The 25,346-nt window shown below is 65.6% G+C and carries 28 protein-coding genes and 1 tRNA gene; 4 read left to right on the top strand and 25 right to left on the bottom strand.

Annotated elements, in window-relative coordinates:
• Nucleotides 1–66: 66 nt before the first annotated feature.
• Nucleotides 67–1,488: a cytochrome P450 gene (locus tag MUG96_RS03480; RefSeq protein ID WP_246986529.1), complete on the bottom strand. Its 1,422-nt coding sequence runs from the start codon at nt 1,486–1,488 to the stop codon at nt 67–69.
• Nucleotides 1,489–1,542: 54 nt separating this feature from the next.
• On the bottom strand, nt 1,543–2,247 hold the full coding sequence (locus MUG96_RS03475; protein ID WP_246986527.1) for a hypothetical protein: 705 nt from the start codon (nt 2,245–2,247) through the stop codon (nt 1,543–1,545).
• 103 nt (nt 2,248–2,350) lie between these two features.
• Here MUG96_RS03475 and MUG96_RS03470 point away from each other — a divergent pair, with 103 nt between their 5' ends.
• The gene (locus tag MUG96_RS03470) at nt 2,351–3,457 is read left to right on the top strand and encodes a THUMP domain-containing class I SAM-dependent RNA methyltransferase (RefSeq protein WP_246986525.1); all 1,107 of its coding nucleotides are present in this window, start codon (nt 2,351–2,353) and stop codon (nt 3,455–3,457) included.
• A gap of 79 nt (nt 3,458–3,536) precedes the next feature.
• On the opposite strand, the gene MUG96_RS03465 is transcribed toward MUG96_RS03470, so the two are convergent.
• The 9 genes from MUG96_RS03465 to MUG96_RS03425 form a co-directional block, all read right to left on the bottom strand.
• Nucleotides 3,537–4,826, bottom strand: a complete 1,290-nt coding sequence (locus MUG96_RS03465; RefSeq protein ID WP_246986523.1) for an MFS transporter — start codon at nt 4,824–4,826, stop codon at nt 3,537–3,539.
• 383 nt (nt 4,827–5,209) lie between these two features.
• Nucleotides 5,210–5,758 carry a PIN domain-containing protein gene (locus tag MUG96_RS03460; protein WP_246986521.1) on the bottom strand — a complete coding sequence of 183 codons (549 nt, stop codon included), beginning with the start codon at nt 5,756–5,758 and terminating at the stop codon, nt 5,210–5,212.
• Nucleotides 5,751–6,380: a DUF7437 domain-containing protein gene (locus MUG96_RS03455; protein ID WP_246986519.1), complete on the bottom strand. Its 630-nt coding sequence runs from the start codon at nt 6,378–6,380 to the stop codon at nt 5,751–5,753. The genes MUG96_RS03460 and MUG96_RS03455 overlap by 8 nt, the downstream gene beginning before the upstream one ends.
• Nucleotides 6,381–6,747: 367 nt before the next feature.
• Nucleotides 6,748–7,965 (bottom strand): right-handed parallel beta-helix repeat-containing protein, encoded by a 1,218-nt coding sequence (locus MUG96_RS03450; protein WP_246986517.1) that lies wholly within the window; start codon nt 7,963–7,965, stop codon nt 6,748–6,750.
• A gap of 333 nt (nt 7,966–8,298) precedes the next feature.
• A tRNA-Ala gene (locus MUG96_RS03445) sits at nt 8,299–8,370 on the bottom strand.
• Between the two features lie 96 nt (nt 8,371–8,466).
• Nucleotides 8,467–8,775, bottom strand: a complete 309-nt coding sequence (rpsJ, locus tag MUG96_RS03440) for a 30S ribosomal protein S10 (protein WP_246986516.1) — start codon at nt 8,773–8,775, stop codon at nt 8,467–8,469.
• A 3-nt stretch (nt 8,776–8,778) separates the two neighbouring features.
• Nucleotides 8,779–10,044, bottom strand: a complete 1,266-nt coding sequence (gene tuf / locus MUG96_RS03435) for a translation elongation factor EF-1 subunit alpha (RefSeq protein ID WP_246986514.1) — start codon at nt 10,042–10,044, stop codon at nt 8,779–8,781.
• 168 nt (nt 10,045–10,212) lie between these two features.
• A complete protein-coding gene (locus MUG96_RS03430; protein ID WP_246986512.1) occupies nt 10,213–11,166 on the bottom strand; it encodes a homoserine dehydrogenase in 954 nt (317 codons plus the stop codon).
• Nucleotides 11,163–11,699, bottom strand: coding sequence for an amino acid-binding protein (locus tag MUG96_RS03425; protein WP_246986510.1), 537 nt, complete (start codon nt 11,697–11,699; stop codon nt 11,163–11,165). The genes MUG96_RS03430 and MUG96_RS03425 overlap by 4 nt, the downstream gene beginning before the upstream one ends.
• A gap of 391 nt (nt 11,700–12,090) precedes the next feature.
• Here MUG96_RS03425 and MUG96_RS03420 point away from each other — a divergent pair, with 391 nt between their 5' ends.
• Nucleotides 12,091–12,321 carry a hypothetical protein gene (locus MUG96_RS03420; RefSeq protein WP_246986508.1) on the top strand — a complete coding sequence of 77 codons (231 nt, stop codon included), beginning with the start codon at nt 12,091–12,093 and terminating at the stop codon, nt 12,319–12,321.
• Between the two features lie 16 nt (nt 12,322–12,337).
• Here MUG96_RS03420 and MUG96_RS03415 read toward each other — a convergent pair whose 3' ends face one another.
• Nucleotides 12,338–12,565: a hypothetical protein gene (locus MUG96_RS03415; protein ID WP_246986506.1), complete on the bottom strand. Its 228-nt coding sequence runs from the start codon at nt 12,563–12,565 to the stop codon at nt 12,338–12,340.
• Nucleotides 12,566–12,758: 193 nt separating this feature from the next.
• Nucleotides 12,759–14,948, bottom strand: a complete 2,190-nt coding sequence (locus tag MUG96_RS03410) for an elongation factor EF-2 (protein ID WP_246986504.1) — start codon at nt 14,946–14,948, stop codon at nt 12,759–12,761.
• A gap of 136 nt (nt 14,949–15,084) precedes the next feature.
• Here MUG96_RS03410 and MUG96_RS03405 point away from each other — a divergent pair, with 136 nt between their 5' ends.
• Entirely contained in the window at nt 15,085–15,834 is a 750-nt protein-coding gene (locus MUG96_RS03405; RefSeq protein ID WP_246986502.1) for a DUF5781 family protein, read from the top strand.
• Nucleotides 15,835–15,846: 12 nt separating this feature from the next.
• Here MUG96_RS03405 and MUG96_RS03400 read toward each other — a convergent pair whose 3' ends face one another.
• The 10 genes from MUG96_RS03400 to MUG96_RS03355 all read right to left on the bottom strand — a co-directional run bounded on the left by MUG96_RS03400 (nt 15,847) and on the right by MUG96_RS03355 (nt 23,792).
• A complete protein-coding gene (locus MUG96_RS03400) occupies nt 15,847–16,365 on the bottom strand; it encodes a DUF6114 domain-containing protein (RefSeq protein ID WP_246986500.1) in 519 nt (172 codons plus the stop codon).
• Between the two features lie 2 nt (nt 16,366–16,367).
• The gene (locus MUG96_RS03395; RefSeq protein WP_246986497.1) at nt 16,368–17,123 is read right to left on the bottom strand and encodes a DUF6114 domain-containing protein; all 756 of its coding nucleotides are present in this window, start codon (nt 17,121–17,123) and stop codon (nt 16,368–16,370) included.
• 97 nt (nt 17,124–17,220) lie between these two features.
• Nucleotides 17,221–17,829, bottom strand: coding sequence for a hypothetical protein (locus MUG96_RS03390; RefSeq protein WP_246986495.1), 609 nt, complete (start codon nt 17,827–17,829; stop codon nt 17,221–17,223).
• 192 nt (nt 17,830–18,021) lie between these two features.
• Complete coding sequence (locus tag MUG96_RS03385) at nt 18,022–20,208, bottom strand: PKD domain-containing protein (protein ID WP_246986492.1); 2,187 nt, start codon at nt 20,206–20,208, stop codon at nt 18,022–18,024.
• 173 nt (nt 20,209–20,381) lie between these two features.
• Nucleotides 20,382–20,870 (bottom strand): DUF6114 domain-containing protein, encoded by a 489-nt coding sequence (locus MUG96_RS03380; protein WP_246986490.1) that lies wholly within the window; start codon nt 20,868–20,870, stop codon nt 20,382–20,384.
• A 58-nt stretch (nt 20,871–20,928) separates the two neighbouring features.
• Entirely contained in the window at nt 20,929–21,645 is a 717-nt protein-coding gene (locus MUG96_RS03375; protein ID WP_246986488.1) for a DUF6230 family protein, read from the bottom strand.
• Between the two features lie 399 nt (nt 21,646–22,044).
• Nucleotides 22,045–22,659, bottom strand: a complete 615-nt coding sequence (locus MUG96_RS03370; RefSeq protein WP_373222085.1) for a 30S ribosomal protein S7 — start codon at nt 22,657–22,659, stop codon at nt 22,045–22,047.
• Nucleotides 22,660–22,661: 2 nt separating this feature from the next.
• Nucleotides 22,662–23,090: a 30S ribosomal protein S12 gene (locus tag MUG96_RS03365; RefSeq protein WP_246986486.1), complete on the bottom strand. Its 429-nt coding sequence runs from the start codon at nt 23,088–23,090 to the stop codon at nt 22,662–22,664.
• A 79-nt stretch (nt 23,091–23,169) separates the two neighbouring features.
• Nucleotides 23,170–23,433, bottom strand: a complete 264-nt coding sequence (locus MUG96_RS03360) for a hypothetical protein (protein WP_246986484.1) — start codon at nt 23,431–23,433, stop codon at nt 23,170–23,172.
• Nucleotides 23,434–23,585: 152 nt separating this feature from the next.
• Complete coding sequence (locus MUG96_RS03355) at nt 23,586–23,792, bottom strand: cold-shock protein (RefSeq protein WP_246986482.1); 207 nt, start codon at nt 23,790–23,792, stop codon at nt 23,586–23,588.
• 147 nt (nt 23,793–23,939) lie between these two features.
• Between MUG96_RS03355 and MUG96_RS03350 the strand changes: the two genes are divergently transcribed.
• Nucleotides 23,940–24,209 (top strand): DUF7571 family protein, encoded by a 270-nt coding sequence (locus MUG96_RS03350; protein ID WP_246986480.1) that lies wholly within the window; start codon nt 23,940–23,942, stop codon nt 24,207–24,209.
• Between the two features lie 100 nt (nt 24,210–24,309).
• Here the strand turns inward: MUG96_RS03350 and MUG96_RS03345 are convergent, their stop codons facing one another.
• Nucleotides 24,310–24,729 (bottom strand): hypothetical protein, encoded by a 420-nt coding sequence (locus tag MUG96_RS03345; protein WP_246986478.1) that lies wholly within the window; start codon nt 24,727–24,729, stop codon nt 24,310–24,312.
• A gap of 187 nt (nt 24,730–24,916) precedes the next feature.
• Nucleotides 24,917–25,342, bottom strand: a complete 426-nt coding sequence (locus MUG96_RS03340) for a NusA-like transcription termination signal-binding factor (RefSeq protein ID WP_246986476.1) — start codon at nt 25,340–25,342, stop codon at nt 24,917–24,919.
• Nucleotides 25,343–25,346: the final 4 nt, after the last annotated feature.

Here is a 25,346-nt window from a genome sequence, read left to right as displayed (position 1 = left end):
TGCGCCGGGGCGGCGCAGGGTCCGCTGCCCGGACCCGTCGCCCGGCCCCCGCACCGCGCCGACCGGCTACCGCTCGGTGACGAGGAACTCCTGGCCGGACTCCATTCGGAGGGTCATCTGTGGCGAGGTGGGCGGTTCCGCCCCGTCGTTCTCGCCGAGCCAGTAGAGCTTGTAGTTCCGGCCGATGGTCGCCATCGTCAGTTTCGCCTCCAGCAGGGCGAACTGGCGGCCGATACAGATGCGCGGGCCGCCGCCGAAGGGGGCGTAGGCGAAGTCGGGGAGTTCCTGCCGGAGGTCGTCCTCCCACCGCGCGGGGCGGAAGGTCTCGGGGTCGTCGAAGAACCGCTCGTCACGGTGAATCTCCCGGATCGGGACGTGGACGACGTTGCCCTCGGGGATGCGGTAGCCGTCGACGGCCACGTCGGTGTCGGCTTCCCGCGGGAGCATGTACACCGGCGGGAACAGCCGGAGGGTCTCGGTGATAATCCGCTCGGTCACGTCCAGGTCGTCGAGGTCGTCCATCGTCGGCGGCCCGTCGAGGTCGTCGACCTCGTCGTGGAAGCGTTCGTACACCTCGGGATTGTTCGCGAGCGCCCAGAAGGCGAAGGTCAGGGTGGTCGTGGTCGTGTCGTGGCCGGCGAAGATGATGGTGACCATCTGGTCGCGCAGGCGCTCGTCGGAGAGCATCGCGCTGTCGGTGACGCCGGCCTCGCGCAGGCCGACGAGCAGGGAGAGCAGGTCGTCGGCCTCGGAGGGGTCGGTGATGGCCTCGCCGCGTTTCTCGTCGAGGAGTCGGCTGGCCTCCGCCTCGAGGGTCTCCTTTGCCTTCTTGAACCGGTATCGAGCGGGCGTCAGCAGCCACTCCGGGAGGGCGTAGGAGGTGGGCACGAACCAGTCGTGGAGGTGCTCGGCGGCGTCGCGGATGCGCTCGTCGCCGTCGACGGCGAGTTCGCGGCCCAGGACGGTCGCGAAGATGACGTCGAGAGTCATGTCGGTGAACGCCTGCTGAAGGACGAGGCGGTCGCCGTCGGTCCACCGGCGGGTCCGTCGGCGCACCTGCTCGACCATCCCGTCGGCGTAGCCCATCACGCTCTGTCGGGTAAAGAGGGGCTGGAGCACGTCGCGTTGCTGTTGCCACTCCTCGCCCTCGACGGTGAGCAGACCCTCACCGAAGGCGATGCGGAAGTCCTCGCTTTTCCGGAACTGGTCGCGGTCGGTCAGCAGGACGCGTTTCATGTGGTCGGGGTGAGAGAGGCCGATTACGTCCCCCTGGCTCGGCACCCGTGTTCGCACCACGTCCCGCTCGGCGAAGGCGCGCTCGATGAAATCGAGCGTGTCCCACATCTGCCGGACGAAGTGTAACTGTGACGGCCCGAGGTTCGGCGGGTACGGCGGCAAGGGCAGGTTCGAAACGTCCGTTCCCGGCCCAGTCCCGTCCGACTCCCCCGCGCTCGATCCCCCAGTCTCCTGTTCGTGCTCCGTCGCCATACCCCATCCATCGCCGGCCGCGTAAAAATAAGTCCGGGGCCTGACGCGCCCGATTTAGGTGCGCAACGCCGCAGTGACCGTTCCGAGTTGGTCGCGGCCGTGTGCGAGCAGTGCGCGCGGGAACCGCCGTCGTGAGGTCCGCAGGGCCTCCTCGAGGGCGGGCGTCGCCTCCGTCTGGACGCCCGCGCCGTGCCCCGAGAAGACACGTTCGGGTTCGAGGTCGCCGAGCGCGTCCCGCGGCGGCGACAGCCGGCGCATCGGCATGATACCCAGCCGTTCGTCGTCGACCGTGAAGTAGGGCGCGCCGCCGACCGACTCCGAGCAGACGAGCGTCTCGCCGTCGGACAGCGCCCACTCCTGCCAGAAGTCGCTGTCGCTGTGTGCGACCTCGATCAGTTCGTACGCGCCGAGGGTCGCCCCGTTCTCGATCCGGCCGACGGGGCCGTCCACGCGGTCGGCGACGCCGGTCATCCGCGCGGGGAGGTACACCGGCACGTCGTGGCGGGCCGCGACCGCCGGGGCGTCCCGGAGGTGGTGGTTCGAGAGGACGACCACACCCCGTACCTCGCCGAACTCGGCGATCAGGTCGTCGATCCCGTCGGCGTCGACCGGGTCCACCACCCAGACGCCCTCGTCGGTCGCGAGCGCGTGGCTGGCCCGCTGCATCGTCTCCTCGGGATGGGGCACCCAGCCGACGCCCCCGTCCCAGCGGTCGATCGTCGCGAACTCGCTCGCGGGTTCGGTCACCTTCGCTGGCATACGCCCACCCTGGAGCCGGACCGGTAAATCCCCACCGACGTGGGCGACGCGTCGGGACGCTCCCGACGAAAGACACAGGGGCGTCGCCGCCCCGAGTCGACCCGTGCGCCTGCTCGCCACCACGAACCGCGGGTTCGAGTCGGTCAGCGCCGGCGAGGTCCGGGAGCTGACCGGCGCGGCCGTGACAGTCGAGCGTCCCGGCCTCATCGGGTTCGACGGGGACGAGGCCGACCTCACACGGCTCCACTGCCGGGCGCGGACGCTCAACCGCGTGCTCGTGGAACTGACGGGCGGGGCCATCGAGACGCCGGCCGACGCTTACGATCAGGTGAGAGCGGTCCCCCTCGCCGAGTACGTCGACCCGGACCAGCCCATCGCGGTCCGTGGGAAGCGGATCGGCGAACACGACTTCACGAGCATGGACGTGGCCGAGCGCGTCGGGCAGGCCATCGTCGACGACCTCCGGGCGGCCACCGGGGAGCGTATCCCCGTCGACCTGGACGACCCCGAGGTCGTCTTCCGGGCCACCGTCCGCGAGGATCGGTTCCGGCTGGCAATCGACGCGACCGGTGAGACCTCGCTCCACCGGCGCCCGTACCGCGTCCGCGACCACGATGCCCCGGTGCGGCCGACGATGGCCGCCGCGCTGTGCCGGCTGGCCGGCGTCGACGCCGACACGGCCGTCCTCGACCCCATGTGTGGCTGTGGCACGATCCCCATCGAGGCCGCGCTCCTCGCCGGGAACCGCCCGCTGGCACCCGGCCGGGAGTTCGCACTGACCGACCTCCGGTTTCTCGACGACGGGGCGCTCGAACGGGAGCGGGCGGCGGTCGAGCCGCGGGAACTCGCCGCACCGATCCGCGGCCTCGATATCGAAGACAGGTGGGTCACGGCGGCCCGGGAGAACGCCCGCGAGGCCGGCGTCGCCGACGCCGTGGCCTTCGAGGCCGCCGACGCCACGACCGCCGCAGTCGACACCGAGGCCGTGATCGTCGACATGCCCTTCGGCGTCCGGACGGAACAGGAGGGGCTCGGCACGCTCTACACGGAGTTCTTCGCGAACCTGCGGGATGCGGAGTGGGACCGACTGGTCCTGTTCACGGCCCGGGAGGACCTGGTGCCGTTCGAGCCGACCCGCCGGCTCGATGTGCGTCACGGGCGGCTGGAGGTCGCCGTCCTCGTCGTCGACCGCGACGAAATCGACGGATGAGGACGACCCCGCCGCGGGCTGAGTCGTCGGTCGCGACGGTGTCGGTCGTCGGTAGTGGCGTCAGTCGTCGGTAGTGGCGTCAGTCGTCGGTAGTGGCGTCAGTCGTCCGGTAGTGGAGGTACGCGACACAGCACAGCGAGACGAGGCCGCCGGCCGCCGCGAGGCCGAACATCACCCGGTAGCCGAAGGTCGTGTACACGCGAGCACCGGCGACGGTCTCGTTTGTCCAGTAGGCGTCGAGGATGGCGCCCATGATCGTCGGGAAGACCGCCGCACCCGCGAACCCGACGGCGTTGACCGCGCCCGTCGCCACCCCGCTCGCGGCGCTCCCGTGCCGGTCTTTGATCACCGCGTACCCGAGCGCGTACGCCCCGGCGAGGAAGCTCGCGACGAAAAAGAGCACCCCGACGACGGGCAGCGGCGGCTGACCGGTGACCGCCAGTACCGCGAACGTCGCCGTGTACAGCCCCGCGCCGACCACCATCAGCTCCGTCCGCCGCTCCAACCGGTCCGAGAGCCGCCCGACGACGGGCGGGCCGACGACCAGTCCCACGCTCCCGAGTAGCGTCAGCGTCGACGCCGCCGTCACCGACCGCTCGTACACCTGCGCGACGTACGGGATGCCCCACAGTCCGATGACGGTGATGTTGATACCGGTCGAGGTGAACAGCGCGAGGCCGGCGAGCCAGGTCTCCCGCTCGGCCATGACCGTGCGGACGTTCGCCCCGACCTCGCCCAGCGACAGCGTCGGCGTCGACGGGACGTTCTCGACTGACGGCAATCCGGCGTCCGCGGGCGTGTCACGCGCCAGCAACCAGACGACGACCGCGACGACCAGCCCGAGGACACCGATCCCGAGCAGGCTCCACCGAAGGCCGAGCGTCGAGACGACGATCGCCAGCGGCGTCGTCGCGAGGATGCCGCCAACGCCCGCGATGGCGATCGTCAGCCCGCTCATCGTCGCGAACTCGTCGGGTCGGTACCAGTTCGCACAGAACCGGAGCGTGGCGATGAAGATCACGCTCGCCCCCAGGCCGATAGCCACCCGGGCGAGAAAGGCCACGAGATAGGAGTTCGCCAGCCCGAAGGCGAGTCCGCCGACGCTCATTACGACCGTCCCGATGGTCGCCGTCCGGCGGATGCCGAGCCGGTCGGCGAACACGCCCGCGAGGACCTGCATCGGCGCGTAGATGTAAAAAAACGCCGAGTGGAGCGTGCCCAGCGCCGCCCCGGTCGTGTCGAACGCCCGCATCAGGTCTTCCGAGAGCACCGCCGTCGAGAGCCGGTGGACGTTCACCAACAGGAAGGCAAGCGCCAGCGCGCCCCAGACGATCCACCGCCGCCGGAGTGGGTCCGACCAGAGGTTCACGCCCCCTACGTCAGCCCGCGGATTGAAAACGATAGGGGCGAACTCGTTCCGCCTGACCGGTGGAAACTACGCCGGGAGCAATGACAATCTCCGAGTGCGAACGCAGTGAGGACTCGGCATTTTTCGTCCACGTCCGCGAGAGTGACCGTCTCGCATGGCCCACCAGGAATCTCCGATTTCCGGGGCCGTTTTTGTCGCGAGCAGTTCGCCGACGGCGAACCCGATGAAAGGTGGAGTGGACTCGCGGGGGTTCCGTTACACCGCTTCAAAGAATCCGTTTAATCCCGGTGCCGTCTGTCGGTTATGATGGTGGTCGGTTCAGTGGTACCACGGAAATACTGGTACAGTTGATGGATGTCTCTGCTTCTCTCGGGTACCCTCTTTTACCCGATTCGTGACTCCATGTATTCGATCGCCGTCCAGATATCGATGACGCGGATACGCCCTTCGTAGTACGAGTTCTCAATGACGCCGGCGATCGCTCGTTCAGCGTTCCGGTCGTCCATCAGGATTCCGACGGAGTCGTGCGACGTTGAGCCAAGAAGCATCACGCCGACCGCCGGCAGTTCCGAGTCCGTCTTCCGCAACTCATCAGGATCTGTCTTCTCGAACGTCGCCAACCGCTCGTGAGCCCGGTCCATGACTTCACCAGCACGCGGTCCATCGTGAACCCGGACGCCCGGTTGCACATCACCCACGAGCGTAATCCACTCCGCCGTGTCCGCTCGGTCTACCCAATCAACGCTGATGTAGCCACGCTGTTCGTTCAGTTCTTCGACGACACCGTTACTCAGGTGCAGCTCTCGGTCTTCGGCTCGAACGTACTGAACGACCGTCTGATAAGAGTCGCTTCCCGTCCCACCGATCGTTCGGAGAAAACTCGTATCGAGGACGAGCGCAGTCGGAAACGGCGACGGATGCGGCTCACTCATCGCTGCGCTGGTACGGTGCCTGCTCGATTGCCCGGTCGTGGACATCGACCTCGAACCTGCTATCGTCGAGCGTCGGATCGTGATCTTTCACCACAGCGATGATCCGCTCGATTGCCTGTGTGACCGCGATAGCCTCCGCGGCAGGGACACCGAGGTCGTCTGCGACGCCGCGGCGCGTCGTGTTGCCTTGGAGGTATTCAATCGTCGCCGTAACGGCGGGTGCGAGGGCTGCCTTCCCGTGACGGTCAACGAACAGTTCGAGGTCGTCATCGACGCTTGTGGCCCCATAGACGGCAACGATGACCGGGCCGAGTTCGAGCGTCGTTTCGTCCGTCCAGTTGCCGCTTACAGGTTCGGCACGCCAGAGAGCCGATCCATCTTCGTACTCGTCGAGTTCCTCTGCGACTGCCAACTCGGCCAGCATGTTGGCGTACTTGTAGGCGGTACTCTTCGAGAATTCCTGGCGGTCACGGGCTGCGGTGACCGTCGTCGGGGAGTTGATCAAGAGATCCGTGTAGAGCCGGGCGAGCTCGGGGACTCTCAGCAGTTCTTGGAAGACGAAAAATCCGTGGGCCGTGTGCCCCGAGTCCGAAGGGCGGGTGGTAGGTGGGGCGTCAGACATAGTTTATAGTACGCGAACTATGGTCTAAAGCGTTTCGGAGAACGCGCTCTTGACTCGGTCAGGGGACCTGTCGATACCCCTCAATCCCGATTGAGTATCCCCTCTGTCTCCGTGTCGTGGAACACAGATCAAAGCCAGTGATGACCTCCGTCACGACTCGTAACGAATTCTTTTCGAGTTCAGCAACCACATGCTCAGAAGACAGTAGAAGGGCTAAATCGTCCGAAAATGAAGGATGAGGTGGAAGTGGACTCGCGGGGGTTCCGTTACGCTGTTTCAAAGAATCCGTTTAATCCTGGTGCTTTCGGGTGGTTAGTTGGAACGGCAGTACAATGATAGAGAGCTAAAAATAAGGAGCAGATATTATTCAGGGGGAACCATTACCTTTGTTCGAGTTTTTGCCTGGTGGGTTTCGCAGGAACGGCTCGTACGTGACATTTCCAACAACATCACTTCGTTTGTCGTCGTCAGCGTCCTGATTGAAGTCTGCTTCCTCCGGGCCTTTCCGACTACCCCACCAGTTATTCTTCGCGTCGATGACGGGGTCGTCCGACGGGTCCCGGCTGCCGCCGTCAGTCCCATTCCTGTTGTTAAGTCCAACTGCGACGAGGAACTGGTTCGCTCGGAATTTGACACCACCACCGTCGCCATCGATTTTGACTGCTTCTGGCAGAATCGTCTCAGCACTCGTGATATTCTCAATTACGTTGTGATTGACGACCGTGTCAGCCGTGGACGGCGACGCGATGTTGATCCCCTGTGCGAAGGTGAAGCCGAAATCGACGCCATCACTGGGATCCGAATCGGTATCATCGGCGGCAGTGAGGTCCCTGATTTCGTTGTTGTTGATATCGACGCCGTCGGTCTCGTGCTGGACGACGATACCGAGCGGCGCAATGTCGCTTTCGACGTCGCGGATTACGTTGTTGTTGACCGCCGTGTTCGTGATCGTTCCCGGAGTAGAACCATCCGCATCAAAGAGAATCCCGTTGACTGTCGGGAATCCAGAATCATCGGTCGTCTCTTGATCGAGATTTTGGATGACGTTGTTCGAGATCTCGATATCGTCGTGGTCACCCTGTCCGACGATGATTCCGGTCACGCCGAGACGTCCAGTCGGTCCGACATCTTCGACTGTGTTGTCTTCGATTGTCGCGCCGTCGTAGTCCGTTTGAACTTTGATGCCGAGAAGGCCGTCAGGATTCGTGACGGTGAACCCCGCAAACGTAACGTCGTCGGCCTCGATACTGACTGCCGCGCCGGTACCACCGTCTCCTTCGATAGTCGGATCGGCGTCTGTTTCAATCGTGACGCTGACGTCGACAGTTACGGGATCATACGTTGCAGAGTCCGTCACAACGAGCGTATCGCCGTCACTTGCGCCGTCAATCGCATTCTGAAGCGCATCGCCGCCACCGGAGACGGTGGTCGTTGCGGCTGCCGCAGTACCGACGCTTCCAAGACTGAGAGCGGTGACAGTCGTTCCGGCACCCAAGCCTCGAAGCACCTGTCGCCGGTCGAATTTCTCTCTCAGTTCGTCGGATGGGTCGGGCCCGTCGTTGTTAGTTGAAGGTTTGCGTGTCATGATTTCCACCCACACCACCATCGAGTGGGCATCATACTTGTTGGTTGATTATTATTTTAAAGTGGTGGTGTTCAGAGAATATCGTTCATTTCCGAATCGCAAAATACGATGGTGAGTTAGGAGCGTTTCTAAATTTGGCGACCGCTCCTACCTGTTCCGTGTCTGATTCACCCCTCAGTGGCCGACTTATTATCTCGTCTGTCTCTGAATCCCAGAATGCGAATCGCAGGCCAGCGATGATTCGCACCACGAATCGTGACGAATTGCAGCCGATTTCGTTACGACCCCGCGTAGAATGGCTGAAGTTGCCGAAAACCGGAGGAAAGAAGTGAGTGGACTCGCGGGGATTTGAACCCCGGGCCTCTTCCTTGCGAAGGAAGCGATCTACCGCTGATCTACGAGCCCGCACGCAGTCGTTGTCGAGGGCGTCCCTTAATCTCGTCGGTCGCCGCTGGAGCGCAGGAAGACTGCGCGTGAGACGGCGGTCCGGCCGACGGCGGCTTAGTCCTCGAGGACGATCTCGATAGAGACGTCGTTCGGGACCTGAATCCGCATCAGCTGGCGGAGCGCGCGTTCGTCGGCGTCGATGTCGATCAGGCGCTTGTGGACGCGCATCTCCCAGTGCTCCCACGTCGCGGTCCCCTCACCGTCAGGGGACTTCCGGGTGGGAACTTCCAGCGTCTTCGTCGGGAGCGGAACGGGGCCGCTCAAGGCGACGCCGGTCTTGTTCGCGATCTCCTTGACATCCTCGCAGATGTCGTCGAGGTCCTCGGGACTCGTACCGGCGAGCCGAACGCGTGCCTGTTGCATGCGTTATGGCTCGGTGACGCTCAGGACCTTGCCGGCCGCGATGGTCTGACCCATGTCGCGGATGGCGAAGGAACCGAGTTCCGGGATCTCCTCGGACGGCTCGATGCTGAGGGGTTTCTGCGGGCGCACGGTGACGACCGCAGCGTCGCCGGACTGGATGAAGTCCGGTTCCTCCTCGGCGACCTCGCCGGACGAGGGGTCGATCTTCTTGTCGATGGACTCGATGGTACACGCGACCTGTGCGGTGTGTGCGTGGAAGACCGGCGTGTAGCCCGCCGTGATGACGGAGGGGTGCTGCATGACGACGATCTGTGCCGTGAACGTCTCGGCGACGCTCGGCGGGTCGTCGGCCGGCCCACAGACGTCACCGCGGCGGATGTCGTCCTTGCCGACGCCACGGACGTTGAACCCGACGTTGTCACCGGGTTCGGCCTTCGGAATCTCCTCGTGGTGCATCTCGATGGTCTTGACCTCGCCGGAGACGTCCGAGGGCTGGAACGAGACGTTGTCGCCCGTGTTCAGGATACCCGTCTCGATACGACCGACCGGGACGGTCCCGATGCCGGAGATCGTGTAGACGTCCTGGATCGGGAGCCGGAGGTCGGTGTCCGTCGGCGGCGACGGCGCGGGCAGGTCGTTGAGGGACTCGAGGAGGTTCGGCCCGTCGTACCAGGGCGTGTTCTCCGAGTCCTCGGCGACGTTGTCGCCCTCGAACGCCGAGATCGGGACGAAGCTCGCGTCCTCGGTGTTGAAGCGGACCTGCTGGAGCAGTTCCTTGACTTCCTCGACGACGCGGTCGTAGTCGTTCTCGTCGTAGTCGACGAGGTCCATCTTGTTGACGCCGACGATGAGCTCGTCGATGCCCAGCGTGCGAGCTAGGAAGACGTGCTCCTGGGTCTGTGGCTGGACGCCGTCGTCCGCCGCGACGACGAGCACGGCGTTGTCGGCCTGGCTCGCGCCCGTGATCATGTTCTTCACGAAGTCACGGTGGCCGGGACAGTCGACGATGGTGAACTCGTACTCGTCGGTACTGAACTCCTGGTGGGCGATGTCGATGGTGACCCCGCGCTCGCGCTCCTCGGCGAGGTTGTCCATGACGTAGGCGAACTCGAAGCCGCCCTTGCCCTTCTCTTCTGCTTCTTCCTTGTGCTGTTCGATGACGTGCTCGGGTACGCTCCCCGTCTCGTAGAGGAGGCGTCCGACCAGCGTACTCTTCCCGTGGTCAACGTGGCCGATGATGGCCAGGTTCTGGTGGCGTTCGTCGCTCATTGATTATCTCACGCGCAGAGGCGCTATATCGGACTCTTTTGGTGGAGGCAGTTAAAACGATTTCGATAGGAAGCGTTCGTCGTCCCGTCGCCGTCCTGCGTTTTGGGAACCCGTATCACGGACGGCGCGCTCGTGTCGGCGGGGCCCGGGCCGTCTGCCCCCGCGGCCTCAGGGTTCGGGCAGTCGGTTGACGTCGGCGAGCACCGCGGAGGCCGTCTCCGGGCCGCCGGCCCCGCGGCCGCTGAGGTTGAGCCGGCCCGCGTTCTCGGTCTCCAGCTGAACGATGTTCGTCGTCCCGCCGACCGCCAGGTCCGCGTGTTCCGGAAGCAGGCGCGGCCCGACCCGGACGGTCTCGCCGGTCACTTCGCCGATGAGCCGGATCGTCCGGCCGTCCTCGTTGGCAAGTTCCAGCGCGCTCCCCGGCACGTCGGTGATGCCGTCGATTTCAGCGTCCGCGCGCGTGTACGTCCGCTCGCCCCGTGCGAGCACGTTCGCGAGGATGACACACTTCAGCGCCGCGTCGATCCCCTCCACGTCGAAGGTCGGATCGGCCTCGGCGACGCCCATGTCCTGAGCCTCCGCGAGGACGTGCTCGTAGCCCAGCCCCTCGGCGGCCATCCGCGTCAGGATGAAGTTCGCCGTCCCGTTGAGAATACCCCGGGCCGCCGAAATCTTCCCGGGCCCGTAGTCCTCGACCGTCCCGAGGACCGGAATGGCGCCGCCGACCGTCGCCTCGAACCGGACCTGCCCGGCGCTCTCGGCTTCCAGCGCTCGCACCTCGTCGTACCGCTCCGCGACCGGCCCCTTGTTCGCCAGCACGGCGTGGCGGTCCCGTTCCAGCGCCGCCCGAACGTGGCCGAAGCCCGGCTGGGCGTCGTCGAGCGTCGTCGGCGTCGCCTCGACGAGCGCGTCGTACGGGCCGTCGACCGCCGCGTCCGGCTCCGCGGCCCCGACCTGCCCCTCCTCGCGCTTCCGTTCGAGGGCCGCGTCCACGTCGACCCCGTCGGCGTCGACGACGGCACTCGACGAGTCCCCGAGCGCCGTCACCGTGTGGCCGTACGCCGCGGCGAGTTCGGCGACCGAACTCCCGACCGCGCCGGCACCCAGCACGGCCAGTCTCACGCTTCACCACCTCCGGTGAGCGGTTCGATCACACGGAGGTCCTTCACCGCGGCCACCTCGCGGACGGCCGCGAGGACGGCGTCGCCCTCCCCGCTCTGGGTCGCCAGGCGGAGCCGCGCGCTCGCCGTCTCGTCGGCCCCTTCGGGCGCAGTTAGCGACACGTCCGTCACCGAGGCGTCCGTCCCGTCCTGAATCGCCGAGAGCGTATCCGAGAGGTCCGTCCCGATCAGATCGCCGGCGAGCACGAGCGTCAGCTCCTCGCTGTAGCGCTCCGCGCCCGCCTGGATGACGTTGACCCCCGCGTCGCGGAGCCCCTCGACGACGGCGTCGAACCGCTCCGGTGTCGCCTCCAGGTCGACTTCGACGGGGATGTGGCCCCGCGGTGTGACGTTCCCCCGTTCGTGGAAGATCGAGAGCAGGTTCCCACCGTTGTCCGCGATGGGTTTCAGCGCGCGCAGCAGTTCGCCGGGCTCGTCGACGAGTTCCAGCCGCACCGTGTAGGCGCGGACCTCGTCGCCGTGTCCGTCGCTCATGCCTCGTTCACCTCCCGTCGACCGGAAACGACCCCTTCGGTCATGGATACGAATGGCGAACCCGCGCCTATAAGCCCACCTTTTTCCCGCTCGGGTTCGCGCTCCGCGCGAACCACTCGCGGCAAAAACGTGGGCGAAAAAGGCCGAGCGCGAGCGAAGCGAGCGCTCGGTGTCCACGTGAGTGACCGCAGGGAACGAACGTGGTTTCGTCAGAGCTTGCTCTGACGGTGAACCGCGCCGCTACGCGGCGCGGATGCTGGTGGACTGAGTCGTGCGCACACCGTGTCCCCACCGGTGAGTGAGCCGTAACCACGTGGTAACGGTCCCGGGAGCATCCCGAAGGTACGTTCATCCCCTACCGGTGAGTAGGACCGTCCTACCACGAGTACCGATGAACCTTGATGGGCTGTCGGACGACGAGATGGATAGACTCGCCGGACTCACGGGACTGGGCTGGACCGGATCGCTCCTGCTCTATTTGGCTGCGGTAATCGGCACCGGAAACGGGGTCGTCACGAAACTGGTCGCCAACCCCCGAGGGCTGCTGTACGTCGGTGCCGTCCTCTTCGTGTTGACGGCCGGTCTCGACCATCTCGTGACCCACGCCGGGAGCGAGGGATAACTGGCTCGCCGGCGCGCTACGGCAGGAATTTCCCGTAAAACTCGTCGATGCGGGCGTTGTACTCGGCGGCCCGCTCGGGGTCGCTCCCCCACGGGTTCCGCGAGAAGTAGTACATGCTGGCGAGGACGACCCCGACCGTCACCGCGAGTTGCTGGTCGGCGGTGGCGGCGGACAGCACGAAGGTCGTCGCTCCGGCGATCAGCCCGCCGATGACGATGTCGACGACCTGGTAGAGCACGGACATGTGACGATGTAGCGGTCCGACGGAGGTACGTCTGGGGGAAGCAGAGTGCGGAGAGAAGGGGACGTTCGGGCAAGCATCCGCGGCGCGTAGCGCCGCGGTTCACGCGAGCGGCGCCGCCGCTCGCGCCTTTTTCGCCCACGTTTTTCAAGGGGCGGTTCGCGCGGAGCGCGAACCCGACGCAGAAAAAGGTGGGTTAGAAGTAGTCGATGGCCTCGGGCAGTTCCGTCTTCATGCCCTTGCGCTCCCGGATTTCGGTGATGGTCTCGGGCTGCAGGTTGTCGGCCATGACCTGGAAGCCGGCGTTCTCGGTGTTCCAGGAGGCACGCCCCTCGGTCGCGGAGCGGATGTCGCTGGAGAAGCCGATCATCTCGTCGACGGGCGCGATGCCCTCGACGACCATGAGGTCGCCTTCCTGGTACATGTCGTCGACGCGGCCACGGCGACCCTGAATCTCGCCGGAGGCGGCGCCCATGTGGTCGTTGGGCACGTCGATGCGGACCTCCTGAATCGGCTCCAGCAGTTTGATGCTGGCGTCGATCAGGGCGTTGTGGACGGCCTCCCGAACGGCCGGGATGACCTGTGCCGGACCGCGGTGGATGGCGTCCTCGTGGAGCCGAGCGTCGTGGAGACGGATGAGCGCGCCCTCGACCGGCTCGGCGGCGAGCGGGCCGTCGTCGAGCGCCTCCTCCAGCCCCTCGACGACCAGTTCCATCGTCTCGTTGAGGTGCTGAATCCCCTTCGTGTCGTCGATGAGGATGTTGGTGCCGTGCATCGTCTCGACGTTCTGAGCGGTGTCCTTGTCGAGACCGGCTTCCATCAGGGCCTCGCGCCGCTCGAGTTCGGGCATATCCATCGAGGCGTCGCCCATCTTGATCGTCTCGACGACCTCGTCTTCGAGGGGTTCGATGGAGATGTAGAAGCGGTTGTGGCGGTTCGGGGAGATCCCCTCGACCTCGCGGCTCGCCTCCTGGGGCGCCTCGCGGAAGACGACGATGGGTTCGCCGGTGTTGACCGGGATGCCCTGGTTGCGCTCGATGCGCTGGGTGATGACCTCGAGGTGGAGTTCACCCTGTCCGGAGATGAGGTGTTCGCCGGTGTCCTCGTTGATCTCGATCTGGATCGTCGGGTCCTCCTTGGAGACCTGCTGGAGCGTCTCGATGAGCTTCGGCAGGTCGTCCATGCGCTGGGCCTCGACGGACTTGGTGATGACCGGCTCCGAGATGTGCTCGATGGACTCGAAGGGAGTCATCTCGACGGAGGAGACAGTCGAGCCCGCGATGGCGTCTTTGAGGCCGGTGACGGCGGCGATGTTCCCGGCGGGGACGCGGTCGACCTCCTCGCGCTCGCCGCCCATGTAGATGCCGACGCTCTGGATGCGGTTCTGACCGGCAGTCCCGGAGACGTAGAGCTCCTGGCCCTTCTCGATGGTGCCGGAGAACACGCGGCCGGCGGCGATCTCGCCGGCGTGGGGGTCGATCCCGATGTCGGTGACCATCAGGACGACCTCGCCGTCCTCGTCGACCATCTCCATCGTCCCGGCGATGTCGGAGTCGGCGTCGCCGCGCCAGATACGCGGGATACGACGGGGCTGGGCGTCGACGGGGTTCGGGAAGTGCTCACAGACCATGTCGAGCACGACGTTCGACAGGGGCGTCCGCTCGTGGAGTTCCTGGCGCTTGTGGTCCTGTTCGAGGTCGATGATGTCCCCGAAGTTCATCCCGGTCCGCTGCATCGACGGCATGGAGACCCCCCACTTGTAGAGCGCAGAGCCGAAGCCGACGGTGCCCTCCTCGACGGAGACCGTCCAGTCCTCGTCGATGTCCTCCATCTCCTCGGTCATGCCGCGGATGAGTTCGTTCACGTCGCGGATGACCGCGGTCAGCCGTTCCTGCATCTCCTCGGGACCCTCTTCGAGCTCGGAGATGAGGCGGTCGACCTTGTTGATGAACAGGGCTGGCTTGACGCCCTCGCGGAGCGCCTGCCGCAGGACCGTCTCGGTCTGGGGCATGGCACCCTCGACGGCGTCGACCACCACCAAGGCGCCGTCGACGGCACGCATCGCGCGGGTCACGTCGCCCCCGAAGTCGACGTGGCCCGGCGTGTCGATGAGGTTGATGAGGTGGTTGGTGTCCTCGTACTCGTGAGTCATCGAGACGTTCGCCGCGTCGATGGTGATCCCGCGTTCCTGCTCGTCCTCTTCGGTGTCCATCGCGAGTTGCTCGCCGGCGGTGTCGTCGGAGATCATGCCCGCACCAGCGAGGAGATTGTCGGTGAGTGTCGTCTTGCCGTGATCGACGTGCGCGGCGATGGCGATGTTCCGGATGTTCTCCGGCTCGTCCATCAGCCGTTCGCACTCCTGTACGATCTTCTTGCGTCGGCCCATTATACTCCTCCATATCGGAAGGAGGGTCAAAAGTGAAGTGGTTTGCCCCGGCCCGCCGAACGGCTGGGAAACCGCCCGCAGGCGGCCACGAACCCCCGCAAGAGTCATACGGACTGGCACCGTATCAGGGAAGGACATGGACGTACGCGTGCGGAACAGTGGGCCGACGGAGCCGTTTCTCGGTGCGCGTGCCCTCTTCGAGACCGAGTACGACCTGACCAGCCCGGTCACCGTCGAGGTCACCGAGGACCCCGACGAGCGGACCCGCGTCAGCCACACCGACGACGGCCACCTGCTGACGATCTCCCGGCAGGCCGCCACCAGCGCGATGGCACGCGAACTCGCCCTCCACGAGTTCGCCCACATGCACCGCCACGAGCGCAGCCACCCCTCACACACCCAGTCGACCGAGGAAGCCATCTATCTCGCCCTGGCCGGCCGCAGCGTCGAGCGCCGCAAGCTCACCCACTGCTACCAGATCGCGAACCACATGAAGGACATCTACGCCGACGACATCACCCTCTCGGTCGCGCCCGCGGACAAACTGGTCGCCTTTTTCGAGTCCAGCCTCGCCGCCGCCGTCGCCGACCGGCCCGCCGACCCCGCCGCCTGGACCCGCCGAACGCCGGCCAGCGACCCCGAGATCACCGCCGTCAACGCCGCCTTCGCCCTGGCGCTGGTCGAGCGCCACGACCTGGTCGGGACCGACCACCGGCTGTACGACCTCGCACACGCGGCCGCCGCCGACGCCCCCGACGTGCGCTTCGAGCGGTTCAAACGCCACTTCCGCTCGCTGGTCGAGGACCCCGACGAGAGCGAGTACCGGAAAGCCCTCGTCGACGTCACCCGCGAGTACGCGACCGGTGCAGAGCAGGCCGCCGACTGAGTGTCCGCTCGATCACTCCTCGGCCGCGTCCACAGCGTTTGCGGCTCCCACGTCGTCACCGCTCGCGCCTGTTTCTCCGTCGTCGGCGTCGTCGACTGAGACGTCGTCGACGGTGCCGTACTCGGCTTCGATTTCCGCGACGGTCGGCGGCCGCCAGGCGAACGCGAGGAGGCCGCCGACGCCGCCGAGGAACGAGCCGACGAGGTAGCCCCCGAGCGCGCCGAACACGGAGAGGACCGACACCAACATCCCGGCGAGCCCGACGACCGACGAGACGCGCGGGAACGTGAGTGCGCTCAACCCACAGAGCATGAGCAGGACGGCGAAAAGCAGGGCCGAACCGGTGAAGGAACCGACGGCGAAGGGGAGTATCCCGGCGGCGACCACGGGGATGAACCCCATCGCCAGGCCGGCCAGGAGGAGAAGCGTTCCTCCCCAGAACGGACGAAACTCCCGCCAGAGCCCGAAGTACGCCCACGCCTTCCGCAGCCGTTCCCGTCGCCCGGTCGGGTCGGAGCCACCATCGGACATGGTTACAGCTCGAACCGGTCCCGGCGGTCCATCTCGTCGTCGAACTCGAACCCGGTCTCGATCTCGTCGTCCGCGTCGTCGTCCGACTCGTCGTCGGCCGTCTCGTCGTCCGAGCCGTCGTCGACCGCGTCAGCAAGGTCCACACCGTCCGCGTCGTCGGCGGCGTCCGGAACCAGGTCGAGCCCCGGTTCGGGGTCCGCCGCTCCGTCCGTGACCGGCTCTGTCCCGTCGCTCTCGGCGTCGGCGTCGGTCTCTCGATTGTCCTGGGTCTGCCAGACGAAGCCGCGAGAGTCCTGCCAGACGAAGCCGCCGGCCCCCTGCCAGATGAAGCCCGACGCCTCGGCGAGCGTCGCAGTCTCGTAGCCCTCCGGCGGGTCCCAGGCGTAACAGAGGATGCCGCCGGCCGTCCCCACGATCATCCCCACGAACATGCCGCCGAGGGCGCCGAACAGCGACAACGTGGAGAACACGATACCGAGCGTCCCGAAGACCGTCGAGAAGCGGGGTTTCGCGAGGGCGGCGATGCCACAGAACGCGACCGCGACGGCGAAGACGAGCCCGATGACGGTGACGGTCCCGCCGATGAGCAACAGCTCCGAGGCGAACTGTGCCGGGACGTACGCGATCATCAGCCCGCCGAGAAGCAAGAGCACGGCACCGCCGAGCGGACGGGGTTCGCGCCACCGGCGGAACGTGGCCCGTGGGTGCCTGACCCACTCGGCGAGCGACGCGCCACCACCGGACAACGGGCCACTCATTCCGCCGAAGGTCGCACCTCGACCCGCTTTTGTCTTTCGACACTTCCGGTCCGGCGAGCCGCGGCGGCCAACAGCGGAGTGTCGGTCGTCATCGGCGTCAGCCTCCACCGACCCGTCGACAGGGGCCGTACTCGAAGGTGCCGTCGTCGTCGCGGTCCCAGCAGGCGTGGATCATCAGGTTCGAGGACGTGAGCGTGTCAGCCGTCAGGTAGTGGGCCCGGATGTCGGCGTCCTCGAACGTCGCCCCGCCAGTCGAGCGTATCTCGAAGGCGGACCGGACGTCGCTCCCCTCGTCCTCGATGGCGAAGTCGTCGAAGGTCGCCTCGCGCGATTCGAGCGCCGAGGTCTTCAGCAGGATCGCGTTGCCGTCGACGGTCCCCCGGTTCGTCAGGAGAAAACGAAGCCGTCCGGAGAACACCGGCGTTCCCCGCAGGTCGATGTCCTTGAACGCACGCAGGTTCTCCAGTTGCGTCCCCTCGAGTTCCACGAGCGCCTGCGGGTACGCGTCCTGCTCGGACGTGTCCCCGACACCCGGATACAGGACGAGCGAATCCGACCGGATCTCGTCGGCCGTGATCCTGAAGCCGCCGATCCCGGCCAGTGGTACTGCGTAGGCGACACCCGTCGACGTGATCAACAACCCGGCGAGCGCCCACGCCGCGATGGACGCACCCGTGCCTCTCGCGATCCGTTCTCTGTCGTACATACTTCTCCCGAGCGACCCCACGCGGGCGGTCCCTTCCCCCTGCCCGGCAGTGCGTGGCCGCGTCACTCCCCTCAAATCACGCTCTCTCCCTTAACCTTGGCCCGTTTATAGGAGGGGTTTTATATTCGGCCGGGAGAGCGGCTGAGATGCCGTTTTTTATTTCGTGCTGATTTCGGAGAATGGAATGGAGGCCTACGAGACGGTGATCTCGACGGTGGCGGTGTCGCTTTTGCCACCGTCGTCGCTGACGGTCACCGTCACGGTGTACGTGCCCGTCGACCCGTAGCTGTGAGTCGGCGTTGGCCCCGTGGCGGTCGAGTTGTCGCCGAAGTCCCACTGGTAGGAGAGCGAGGCATCGTCCTGGTCCGACGAGCCCGTTGCGTCGAACGCGATGGCTTCGCTCGTGTTGACCGCCGTTCGGTTGGCAGTAACCGCGGCCGTCGGCGCGTAGTTGTCGACGATCTCGATATCGATGGTCTCGGTCGTCGAGGCACCGTCGTCGTCGGTCACCGTCAGGAACACCGTGTGGAACCCGACGCCGCTGAAGTTGTGCGTGGCTGTCGGCCCGGTCGCGGTCGTGCCGTCGCCGAAGTCCCACTCGTAGCTCGTGATCGTCCCGTCCGAATCCGACGACCCCGACCCGTCGAACGCGATGGGGTCGCTTTCCTTGGCCGTCGTCCGGTTCGCGGAGATCGACACCGTCGGGGCCACGTTCGTCGTTACCTCGACGGTCACCTCGGCGGTGCTGGTCGCACCGTTATCGTCGGTCACCGTCAGCGTCGCGTTGTACGTGCCCGCCGAGCCGTAGCGGTGCGTGGCTGTCGGACCGGTCGCGGTCGTCCCGTCGTCGAAGACCCACTCGTAGCTCGTGATCGTCCCGTCCGAATCCGACGACCCCGACCCGTCGAACGCCACCGCCTCGTCGACCTTCGCCGACGTCCGGTTCGCCGTCGCCGAGGCGCTCGGCGGCTGGTTCTCGGCGACAGACACCGTCACGGTGTCGGAACTGGTCGCGCCGTCGTTGTCCTGGGTCGTCAGCGTCACCGTGTACTCGCCCGCGCTGGCGTACCGGTGGGTCGCGTCCGGCCCGGTCGCGGTCGTGCCGTCGCCGAAGGCCCACTCGTAGCTCGTGATCGTCCCGTCCGAATCCGACGACCCCGACCCGTCGAACGCCACCGCCTCGTCGACCTTCGTCGACGTGCGGTTGGCCGAAATCGAGGTGGCCGGCGCGTCGTTGGCCTCAATAGAGACCTCGACGGTGTCGGTCGCCGTCTCGCCGGAGTCACTGATCACCGTCAACGTCGCCGTGTACGTCCCCACCGAGCCGTAACTGTGTTCGGCCATCTCGCCCGTGGCGGTCGTGCCGTCGCCGAAGTCCCACTCGTAGCTCTCGACGAAGCCATCCGGCGCCGACGAGCCGACGCCGTCGAACACGACCAGCTCGCCCGGATTGGCCGTCGTCTGGTTCGCCGAGGCGTCGGCCGTCAGTTCGCCGGACGTCGACGTCACCTGGATGGTCACCACGTCCGAACTCACGGCGCCTTCGTTGTCAGTGACGGTCAGCGTGGCAGTGTAGGTACCGGTGCTGTCGTAGGCGTGACTGACGCTCTGACCCGTCGCGGTCGTGCCGTCGCCGAAGGCCCACTCGTAGCTCACGATCGAGCCGTCGACGTCGGTCGACGACGAGGCGTCGAACGTGACCTGCGAACCGGGCTCGGCGGTCTGTGGGCTCGCGTTCGCGTCCGCGAACGGCGCGTCGTTGTTCTCGACGAACGAGGGCTCGCCGTCACACGGGCCGCGCTCCCAGGTCCCGTCGTTGTTCGAGTCGTAACACACGCCGAGCGCGAGGTTCGACAGTTCCACCGAACTCGCCGTCAGGTAGTGCGCCTTGATGTTGACGCTCTCCAGTCGCGCTCGGTCGTTCGCGAAGATTTCGAACGACGAGTCGACGCTCTCGTTACCCGAGTCCTCGATCACGAACCCGTCGAACTGTGCATCGTCCGCCGTCAGTGCCGACGATTTCAACAGCACGTCCCCACTGTCGATGTCGCCACGGCCCGCCAGCCGGAACCGAGCCGTCCCGGAGAGCCCCGGGACCGTGCTCACGTCCAGGTCCTTGTACGCCTCGAGGTCCGTCAACTGCGTGTTCGACAGTTCGATGACCGTCTGCGGGTACGCGTCCTGCTCGGACGTGTCACCGACCGACGGATACAACGCGAGGCTGTCGGCTTCGACGACGCCGATAGAGGCGTTGAACCCCCCGAAACCGGCGAGCGGTACTGCGTAGGCGACACCGGACGATAAAAAGACGAGCCCGATGAGAGCCCAGACGGCGATAGCTGCGCCTGCCCCCCGTGCTACTCGTTGGCGGTCGTACATGTGTGATAGCCGCAGCCACCCCCTGTCCCCCGACGAAAGCGTGGCTGTCTGTTACACACAATCCGGCTCTCCAACTTAACTTTTTCCCACTGCAAAAAAACGCGAAAAAATGGGCTGTCCGGCCGGAAACCGCGTCGGGTGTCGCGCCGATGCCCGGCGAGACGTGCTGACGATTACTGGTCGCCCTGCCAGCTGAACTGCACGTCCTCGTTGCTCGACCCGCCCATACTGCTCGTGCTGCCGGAGGAACTCCGGTTCGGGTCGGGATCCTGCCAGGCGATGCAGAGGTTCCCGCCGGCGATGCCGAGCAGCATGCCGACGAACAGCCCGCCGAGCGCGCCGATGATCGAGAGGATCGAGAGCGCGATCCCGATGACGCCGAAGATGGTGGACACCTCCGGTCGCGCGAGCACGAACACCCCGTCGAGGAAGACGAGGACGGCGAAGATGAGCCCGATGACGGACTGGGCCCCGCCGATGACCGCGAGTTCGGTCGCGAACTGCAGGGGAACGTACCCGATCACGATCCCGGCGAGGATGAGCAGCGTCCCTCCCCAGAAGGGGCGGCCCTCCCGCCACGAGTTGAACCTCGCCAGTCGGTCGTCGATGCGTCGCCGGATCGGCTCCGGAACCACGTGCCAAAGGGTTGATTTCACGGACATGGTATCGTTGTATCCTGTTGTCGTACGAAAAAATTGGTTAGTTGGTAGTCGTCAGACGTTACGACGAGGCGCTACCGTAGTCGACCCGGTCAGTGTACTGACCGTTGTCGTTGGTGTCCCACTGGATTTCCAGCGCGAGGTCGGGCAGCGTGATCTGACTCGTCGTCAGGTAGGTCGCGCGAATGTTCGGCTGCTCGAGGATCAGGCCCGGACCGGAATTCGCATTCAGATCGAGGCTCTGGCGCGTCGCACCGTACTCGTTCGGTGCCGCGCTCGGGTCCGTGGAGGCCGTAATCGTGAACGTCTCACGGATGTTATTCGAGTTCTGCTCGTTGATCGTCAGGCCGTTGAACGTGGCCGACTGGGCGCCCAGCTTGGGCGTCTTGAGCAGAATGTTGTTGGTGCTCACTTTCGTGCCGTTGTTCCCGGCGGTAATCACGAGCCGCGCGTTCCCGGCGGAGTCCGGGAAGCCGGTGAATTCACCGAGGTCGAACTCCTTGGTGAGGCGCAGGTCCGTAATCGTGGTGTCCGTCAGCTCGACGACACCCTGCGGATACTGGGACGCGTTCGACGCGTCGTTGGGTCGGTCTTGCGCACCAGCCGGATACAGCTTGAGGTTCTCGCCTTCGATTTCTGTCGCACTAATCGTGAAGCCACCGATCCCGGAGATCGGAAGTGCGAACGCCGTGCCGGTGCTCAGGAAGAGCATACCGACGATGGCGACCACACCGAGCGACGCTCCGGTGCTCTTTGCTAGGATGCTTTTGTCGTACATGGATTCTCACTCTCGTGTCTGCACGCGTGGTCGACAACTCGTCACAGTTCGCCCCCCGAAAAGCCGGCACGCGTGCGGGTGCCGACCCCCAACACCACGGGAATCACGCGGCCTCGGACTTCTCCCCAAGAAGCCCGACACAGCGTGGCTGTGGAGACCCACAGCGGGAGGTTCCCCCTCGTCTCGTCTGTCGTACCACGACATCGTGTTCAAGCACGGTTTTGTCCCTCAGTGTTTCCCCGGACATAGACGGGCATTTATTACAGGCAGTCGTGTCGTGGTGTGAAGTCGCGAGGAGCGACGCCCGTCAAACCACCCGAGGGCGCTACGATTGTGAGAGACAGTGCTACCGCTCCGACGCAGTGTGAGTAAAGAACGGGAAAAACGACGGGCGAAAGGTTACCGCGCGGCGGCGGCGACGCGCTCTTTCTCCTCTTTCTGATTGACGGCGTAGGCCTGGACGTCGTTGTTGGCGGCGCCGACGAGCTGGTCGGCCAGCGCCTGCTCGGCCTCGGTCGGCGATTTGAAGGAGTCGCCGTGGACGCCCTCGGCGATGAACTTCAGGGCCTGGTCGACACGGCGCTGTGGTGCCACGTCGACGGCCTTGGGGACGGAGATGCCACCGTACTTCAGGCGGACCGTCTCCTCGCGGGGTGCGCTGTTCTCGACCGCGCGCACGAGCACCTGGACCGGGTTCTCGTCGGTCCGCTCGTGGATGATCTCGAAGGCCTCGCGGGTGAGCCGGGTCGCCTGCTGTTTCTTGCCGGTGTTCTCTTCGGTCTGCATCAGTCGGTTGATCAGCCGCTCGACGATACTGATCTCCGACTTCTTGAACTGTTTCGAGGAGTGGCGACCCATCGTGTGAGCGATGGGCGTCACCGTAATGTAGCGCTCGGTGGAGGGGTCGGTGTACTCGATGTCCTCGACCGACCACTCGTCGAACAGTTTCGCGGCGGCGCCGTCCTCGTCTTCGGTGCCGGCAGGCGCGTCCGGCTCGGGTGCGTCGCTCGACATGATTAGCGCACCGGTTTCTCGGCGTTCCCGCGAACCAGTTCGATCAGCGAGACACCGTTGACTTTCTCGACCTTGTAGTTCACGCCCGAGAGGTCACCCATCGCGCGACCCTTCGCGCCACCGATCCCGGCGATGGTGACCTCGTCGTGTTCGTCGATAAAGGAGATCGCACCGTCACCCGGACAGAAGGCAGTCACCTGTTTGCCGTTCTTGATGAGCTGGACGCGGACGCACTTCCGGACCGCGGAGTTGGGCTGTTTGGCCTCGACGGCCGTCTTCTCCAGCACGATACCTCGACCCTGAGGGGCGCCCTCGAGGGGATCGGACTTCTCACGAAGCCCCCGCTCGCGGCGCGCGTACTTCGAGTCGGACCACCGACGGTTCTGGCGGTCCTTCTTGAGTTTTCGCGCGGCGTATTTGCCGTTCGCCATAGTACCCGTCCGTACCCTATCGAGGTACTTAAGCGTCCCTTTTCGGAACCGCCGCGTGTCGGCGGCACACGTCGGTCGTTCACTCCTCGGCCAGCCGAATCGCTCGAACGATCACGTGCATCAGGACGATCCCGCCGCCGACGACGAGCACGAACTGGGCGAGCACCACGAACACGACCCCGAGCGGCGAACCGCCGCCGCCCAGCATGAACACGACCAGAAGCGGGACGAGTGCGACCGCGAAGACGGCGACGACGAGTTTCGCGAGCGGGATCGCCTCGGCGAGGACCCGGTCGGTGTCGATCCGTCCGTCGGCGGTGATGAAGGGAGTGGAGGGCGACATCTGTCCCCCATTCTCGGGGCCCGCTCATGGACGTTGTGGTCCCCACCGACACCGACTCAGCCCCCGTCGCCGGGTCGTGGAGAGCCGCGGCTCGTCGGTGTGACGGTCTGAAAGAACGAAATCGACGCCTGTCGCGGATGCGACGGCGAGCGTTACTTGCGGACGAGGTTCGCCGCGCGGGGTCCCTTGGGGGACGATTCGATGTCGAACTCTACTTCTTCGCCCTCTTCGAGGTCCGGCCCGCCAACGTCCTCCATGTGGAAGAACACGTCCTCGTCGTCGTCGAGGTCGCCGTCGTCAGTCGAGATGAAACCGTAGCCGCCTGTGTCGTTGAAGAAATCAACCTTACCGTTTGCCATTACAAACAGTAATAGGACCGAACATGGGATAACCCTTCCGAGAGTCGCGGTACCACGACCCGCTGCCGGCGGCGTGGTGCCGGCCGCCGTCGGTGCCGGCGGGGGCAGGTATTTACCGCGGCGGCGCTTCGGTGGCTGTGCATCGCTATGCAACCGTGTCACAACTGCCAGACGGTCATCGACGAGTACATCCTCGACAAACGACTGGAACCGCTGCGCGACCTCACGGTCGACGACTTCGGCCTCTGTGCGGACTGTGTGACCATCGTTGCGGATGCGTGCGTCGAGTGTGGCGGTGCGGTGTACGTCCCCGACGGCGAGTCGGAGACGCCCGACTTCTGCCCGGCGTGTCGAGCCGACCGCATCGAGCGGACCGGCCACGACCCGGGCTGGCATCGGGACTCCGCGTCGGCCTGATCGGGTCGTCGCTCACGGTTTCTTCGAATCGACAGCCTCCTGCAAAGTACCCGCCGTACACAGCACTACCGGTCGCGCCGAGCGGTCCGAAATAGATGCGCTATGCGGCTGCGGTTCCCTTCTGCGGGTGCAGTCCGGGTCGGTGCTGGCCGCCGGCGACAGCCCGCATTGTCGTCGTCCGATTGACGAAGTAATTGACCGTATAGAACCCACCACCAGTCGACCGGATCGCTCGCTCGGCAAACCCGATTTCGAGGTGCACCCAGTACCCGTCGTCGTGCTGGGTCACGTTCGTCCGGACGACGTTCACGGTCACTGGATCGAACCAGCCGTCGACTTCCTGATTCCACTGGTAACTCCGCTCGAAGTCGCTCACATACGTCCGGGCGGTCGAAGGCGACAGTGTGTCCGGACGGTCAGGGAGGCGCTTCTGTTGGGGATAGGCCACCGGAACCGTGCCGGCGACGATGACGAGGAGAACGACACCGATAGCCAAGGCGAGTTCCCTCTCCCTGTCCATACTAGAGGAAACGTAGCGCTGGCAATTATTCCGTTTCAGCCGAACGCCGGGCACACGAACACGGGCATCCGCGCCGCGAAGCGGCGCGGTTCACCGAGCGCGAGCGAAGCGAGCGCTCGGCCTTTTTCACGCACATTTTTGCCGCGAGTGGTTCGCGCTTCGCGCGAACCCGAGCGGCAAAAAGGTGCTAGGTCAGTTGCACGTCGTCCACGTCGAAGTGGCGGCTGGCGAGCAGCCGCGCCGCGTCGATGTTCTTCCCGTTCGAGCCGATGGCGACGCCCGTGTCGTCGTGGTCGACCTCGACGTAGGCGATCCGGTCGTCGTTCTCGCTGATCGTGACGTTGTAGACCGCCGCGGGCGCGAGCGCGTTCGCGACGAACGCCTCGGCCGTGTCGGCGTCCTCGACCAGTTCGATGTCGGTGCCGAGTTCGGCCTCCATCTTCTCGACCGTTCGGCCGCTCGGACCGATGGCCGCGGCCATCTCGCCGGCCTTGACGACGAAGAGCACGCGGTCGTACTCCCCGTCGACCACGCAGTCACGGATCGTGACCCCAGCCTCGTCCTCGAACAACGCGATGTACTGCCGCGCACGATCCGAGAGCGTGACCGTCATACCG

Source organism: Halorientalis marina (genome assembly GCF_023028345.1).
Taxonomy (GTDB): Archaea; Halobacteriota; Halobacteria; order Halobacteriales; family Haloarculaceae; genus Halorientalis; species Halorientalis marina.
The sequence above is the reverse complement of the archived record's forward strand: the minus strand, read 5'-3'. Positions and strand labels throughout refer to the sequence as shown.

Bases quoted from the DNA above. Each gene is read 5' to 3' on its own strand.
- MUG96_RS03480 (WP_246986529.1), bottom strand. From the start codon at position 1,488: ATGGCGACGGAGCACGAACAGGAGACTGGGGGATCGAGCGCGGGGGAG.
- MUG96_RS03475 (WP_246986527.1), bottom strand. From the start codon at position 2,247: ATGCCAGCGAAGGTGACCGAACCCGCGAGCGAGTTCGCGACGATCGAC.
- MUG96_RS03460 (WP_246986521.1), bottom strand. From the start codon at position 5,758: ATGAGTGAGCCGCATCCGTCGCCGTTTCCGACTGCGCTCGTCCTCGAT.
- MUG96_RS03455 (WP_246986519.1), bottom strand. From the start codon at position 6,380: ATGTCTGACGCCCCACCTACCACCCGCCCTTCGGACTCGGGGCACACG.
- MUG96_RS03450 (WP_246986517.1), bottom strand. From the start codon at position 7,965: ATGACACGCAAACCTTCAACTAACAACGACGGGCCCGACCCATCCGAC.
- rpsJ (WP_246986516.1), bottom strand. From the start codon at position 8,775: ATGCAACAGGCACGCGTTCGGCTCGCCGGTACGAGTCCCGAGGACCTC.
- tuf (WP_246986514.1), bottom strand. From the start codon at position 10,044: ATGAGCGACGAACGCCACCAGAACCTGGCCATCATCGGCCACGTTGAC.
- MUG96_RS03425 (WP_246986510.1), bottom strand. From the start codon at position 11,699: ATGAGCGACGGACACGGCGACGAGGTCCGCGCCTACACGGTGCGGCTG.
- MUG96_RS03420 (WP_246986508.1), top strand. From the start codon at position 12,091: ATGAACCTTGATGGGCTGTCGGACGACGAGATGGATAGACTCGCCGGA.
- MUG96_RS03415 (WP_246986506.1), bottom strand. From the start codon at position 12,565: ATGTCCGTGCTCTACCAGGTCGTCGACATCGTCATCGGCGGGCTGATC.
- MUG96_RS03410 (WP_246986504.1), bottom strand. From the start codon at position 14,948: ATGGGCCGACGCAAGAAGATCGTACAGGAGTGCGAACGGCTGATGGAC.
- MUG96_RS03405 (WP_246986502.1), top strand. From the start codon at position 15,085: ATGGACGTACGCGTGCGGAACAGTGGGCCGACGGAGCCGTTTCTCGGT.
- MUG96_RS03400 (WP_246986500.1), bottom strand. From the start codon at position 16,365: ATGTCCGATGGTGGCTCCGACCCGACCGGGCGACGGGAACGGCTGCGG.
- MUG96_RS03395 (WP_246986497.1), bottom strand. From the start codon at position 17,123: ATGAGTGGCCCGTTGTCCGGTGGTGGCGCGTCGCTCGCCGAGTGGGTC.
- MUG96_RS03390 (WP_246986495.1), bottom strand. From the start codon at position 17,829: ATGTACGACAGAGAACGGATCGCGAGAGGCACGGGTGCGTCCATCGCG.
- MUG96_RS03385 (WP_246986492.1), bottom strand. From the start codon at position 20,208: ATGTACGACCGCCAACGAGTAGCACGGGGGGCAGGCGCAGCTATCGCC.
- MUG96_RS03380 (WP_246986490.1), bottom strand. From the start codon at position 20,870: ATGTCCGTGAAATCAACCCTTTGGCACGTGGTTCCGGAGCCGATCCGG.
- MUG96_RS03375 (WP_246986488.1), bottom strand. From the start codon at position 21,645: ATGTACGACAAAAGCATCCTAGCAAAGAGCACCGGAGCGTCGCTCGGT.
- MUG96_RS03370 (WP_373222085.1), bottom strand. From the start codon at position 22,659: ATGTCGAGCGACGCACCCGAGCCGGACGCGCCTGCCGGCACCGAAGAC.
- MUG96_RS03365 (WP_246986486.1), bottom strand. From the start codon at position 23,090: ATGGCGAACGGCAAATACGCCGCGCGAAAACTCAAGAAGGACCGCCAG.
- MUG96_RS03360 (WP_246986484.1), bottom strand. From the start codon at position 23,433: ATGTCGCCCTCCACTCCCTTCATCACCGCCGACGGACGGATCGACACC.
- MUG96_RS03355 (WP_246986482.1), bottom strand. From the start codon at position 23,792: ATGGCAAACGGTAAGGTTGATTTCTTCAACGACACAGGCGGCTACGGT.
- MUG96_RS03350 (WP_246986480.1), top strand. From the start codon at position 23,940: ATGCAACCGTGTCACAACTGCCAGACGGTCATCGACGAGTACATCCTC.
- MUG96_RS03345 (WP_246986478.1), bottom strand. From the start codon at position 24,729: ATGGACAGGGAGAGGGAACTCGCCTTGGCTATCGGTGTCGTTCTCCTC.
- MUG96_RS03340 (WP_246986476.1), bottom strand. From the start codon at position 25,342: ATGACGGTCACGCTCTCGGATCGTGCGCGGCAGTACATCGCGTTGTTC.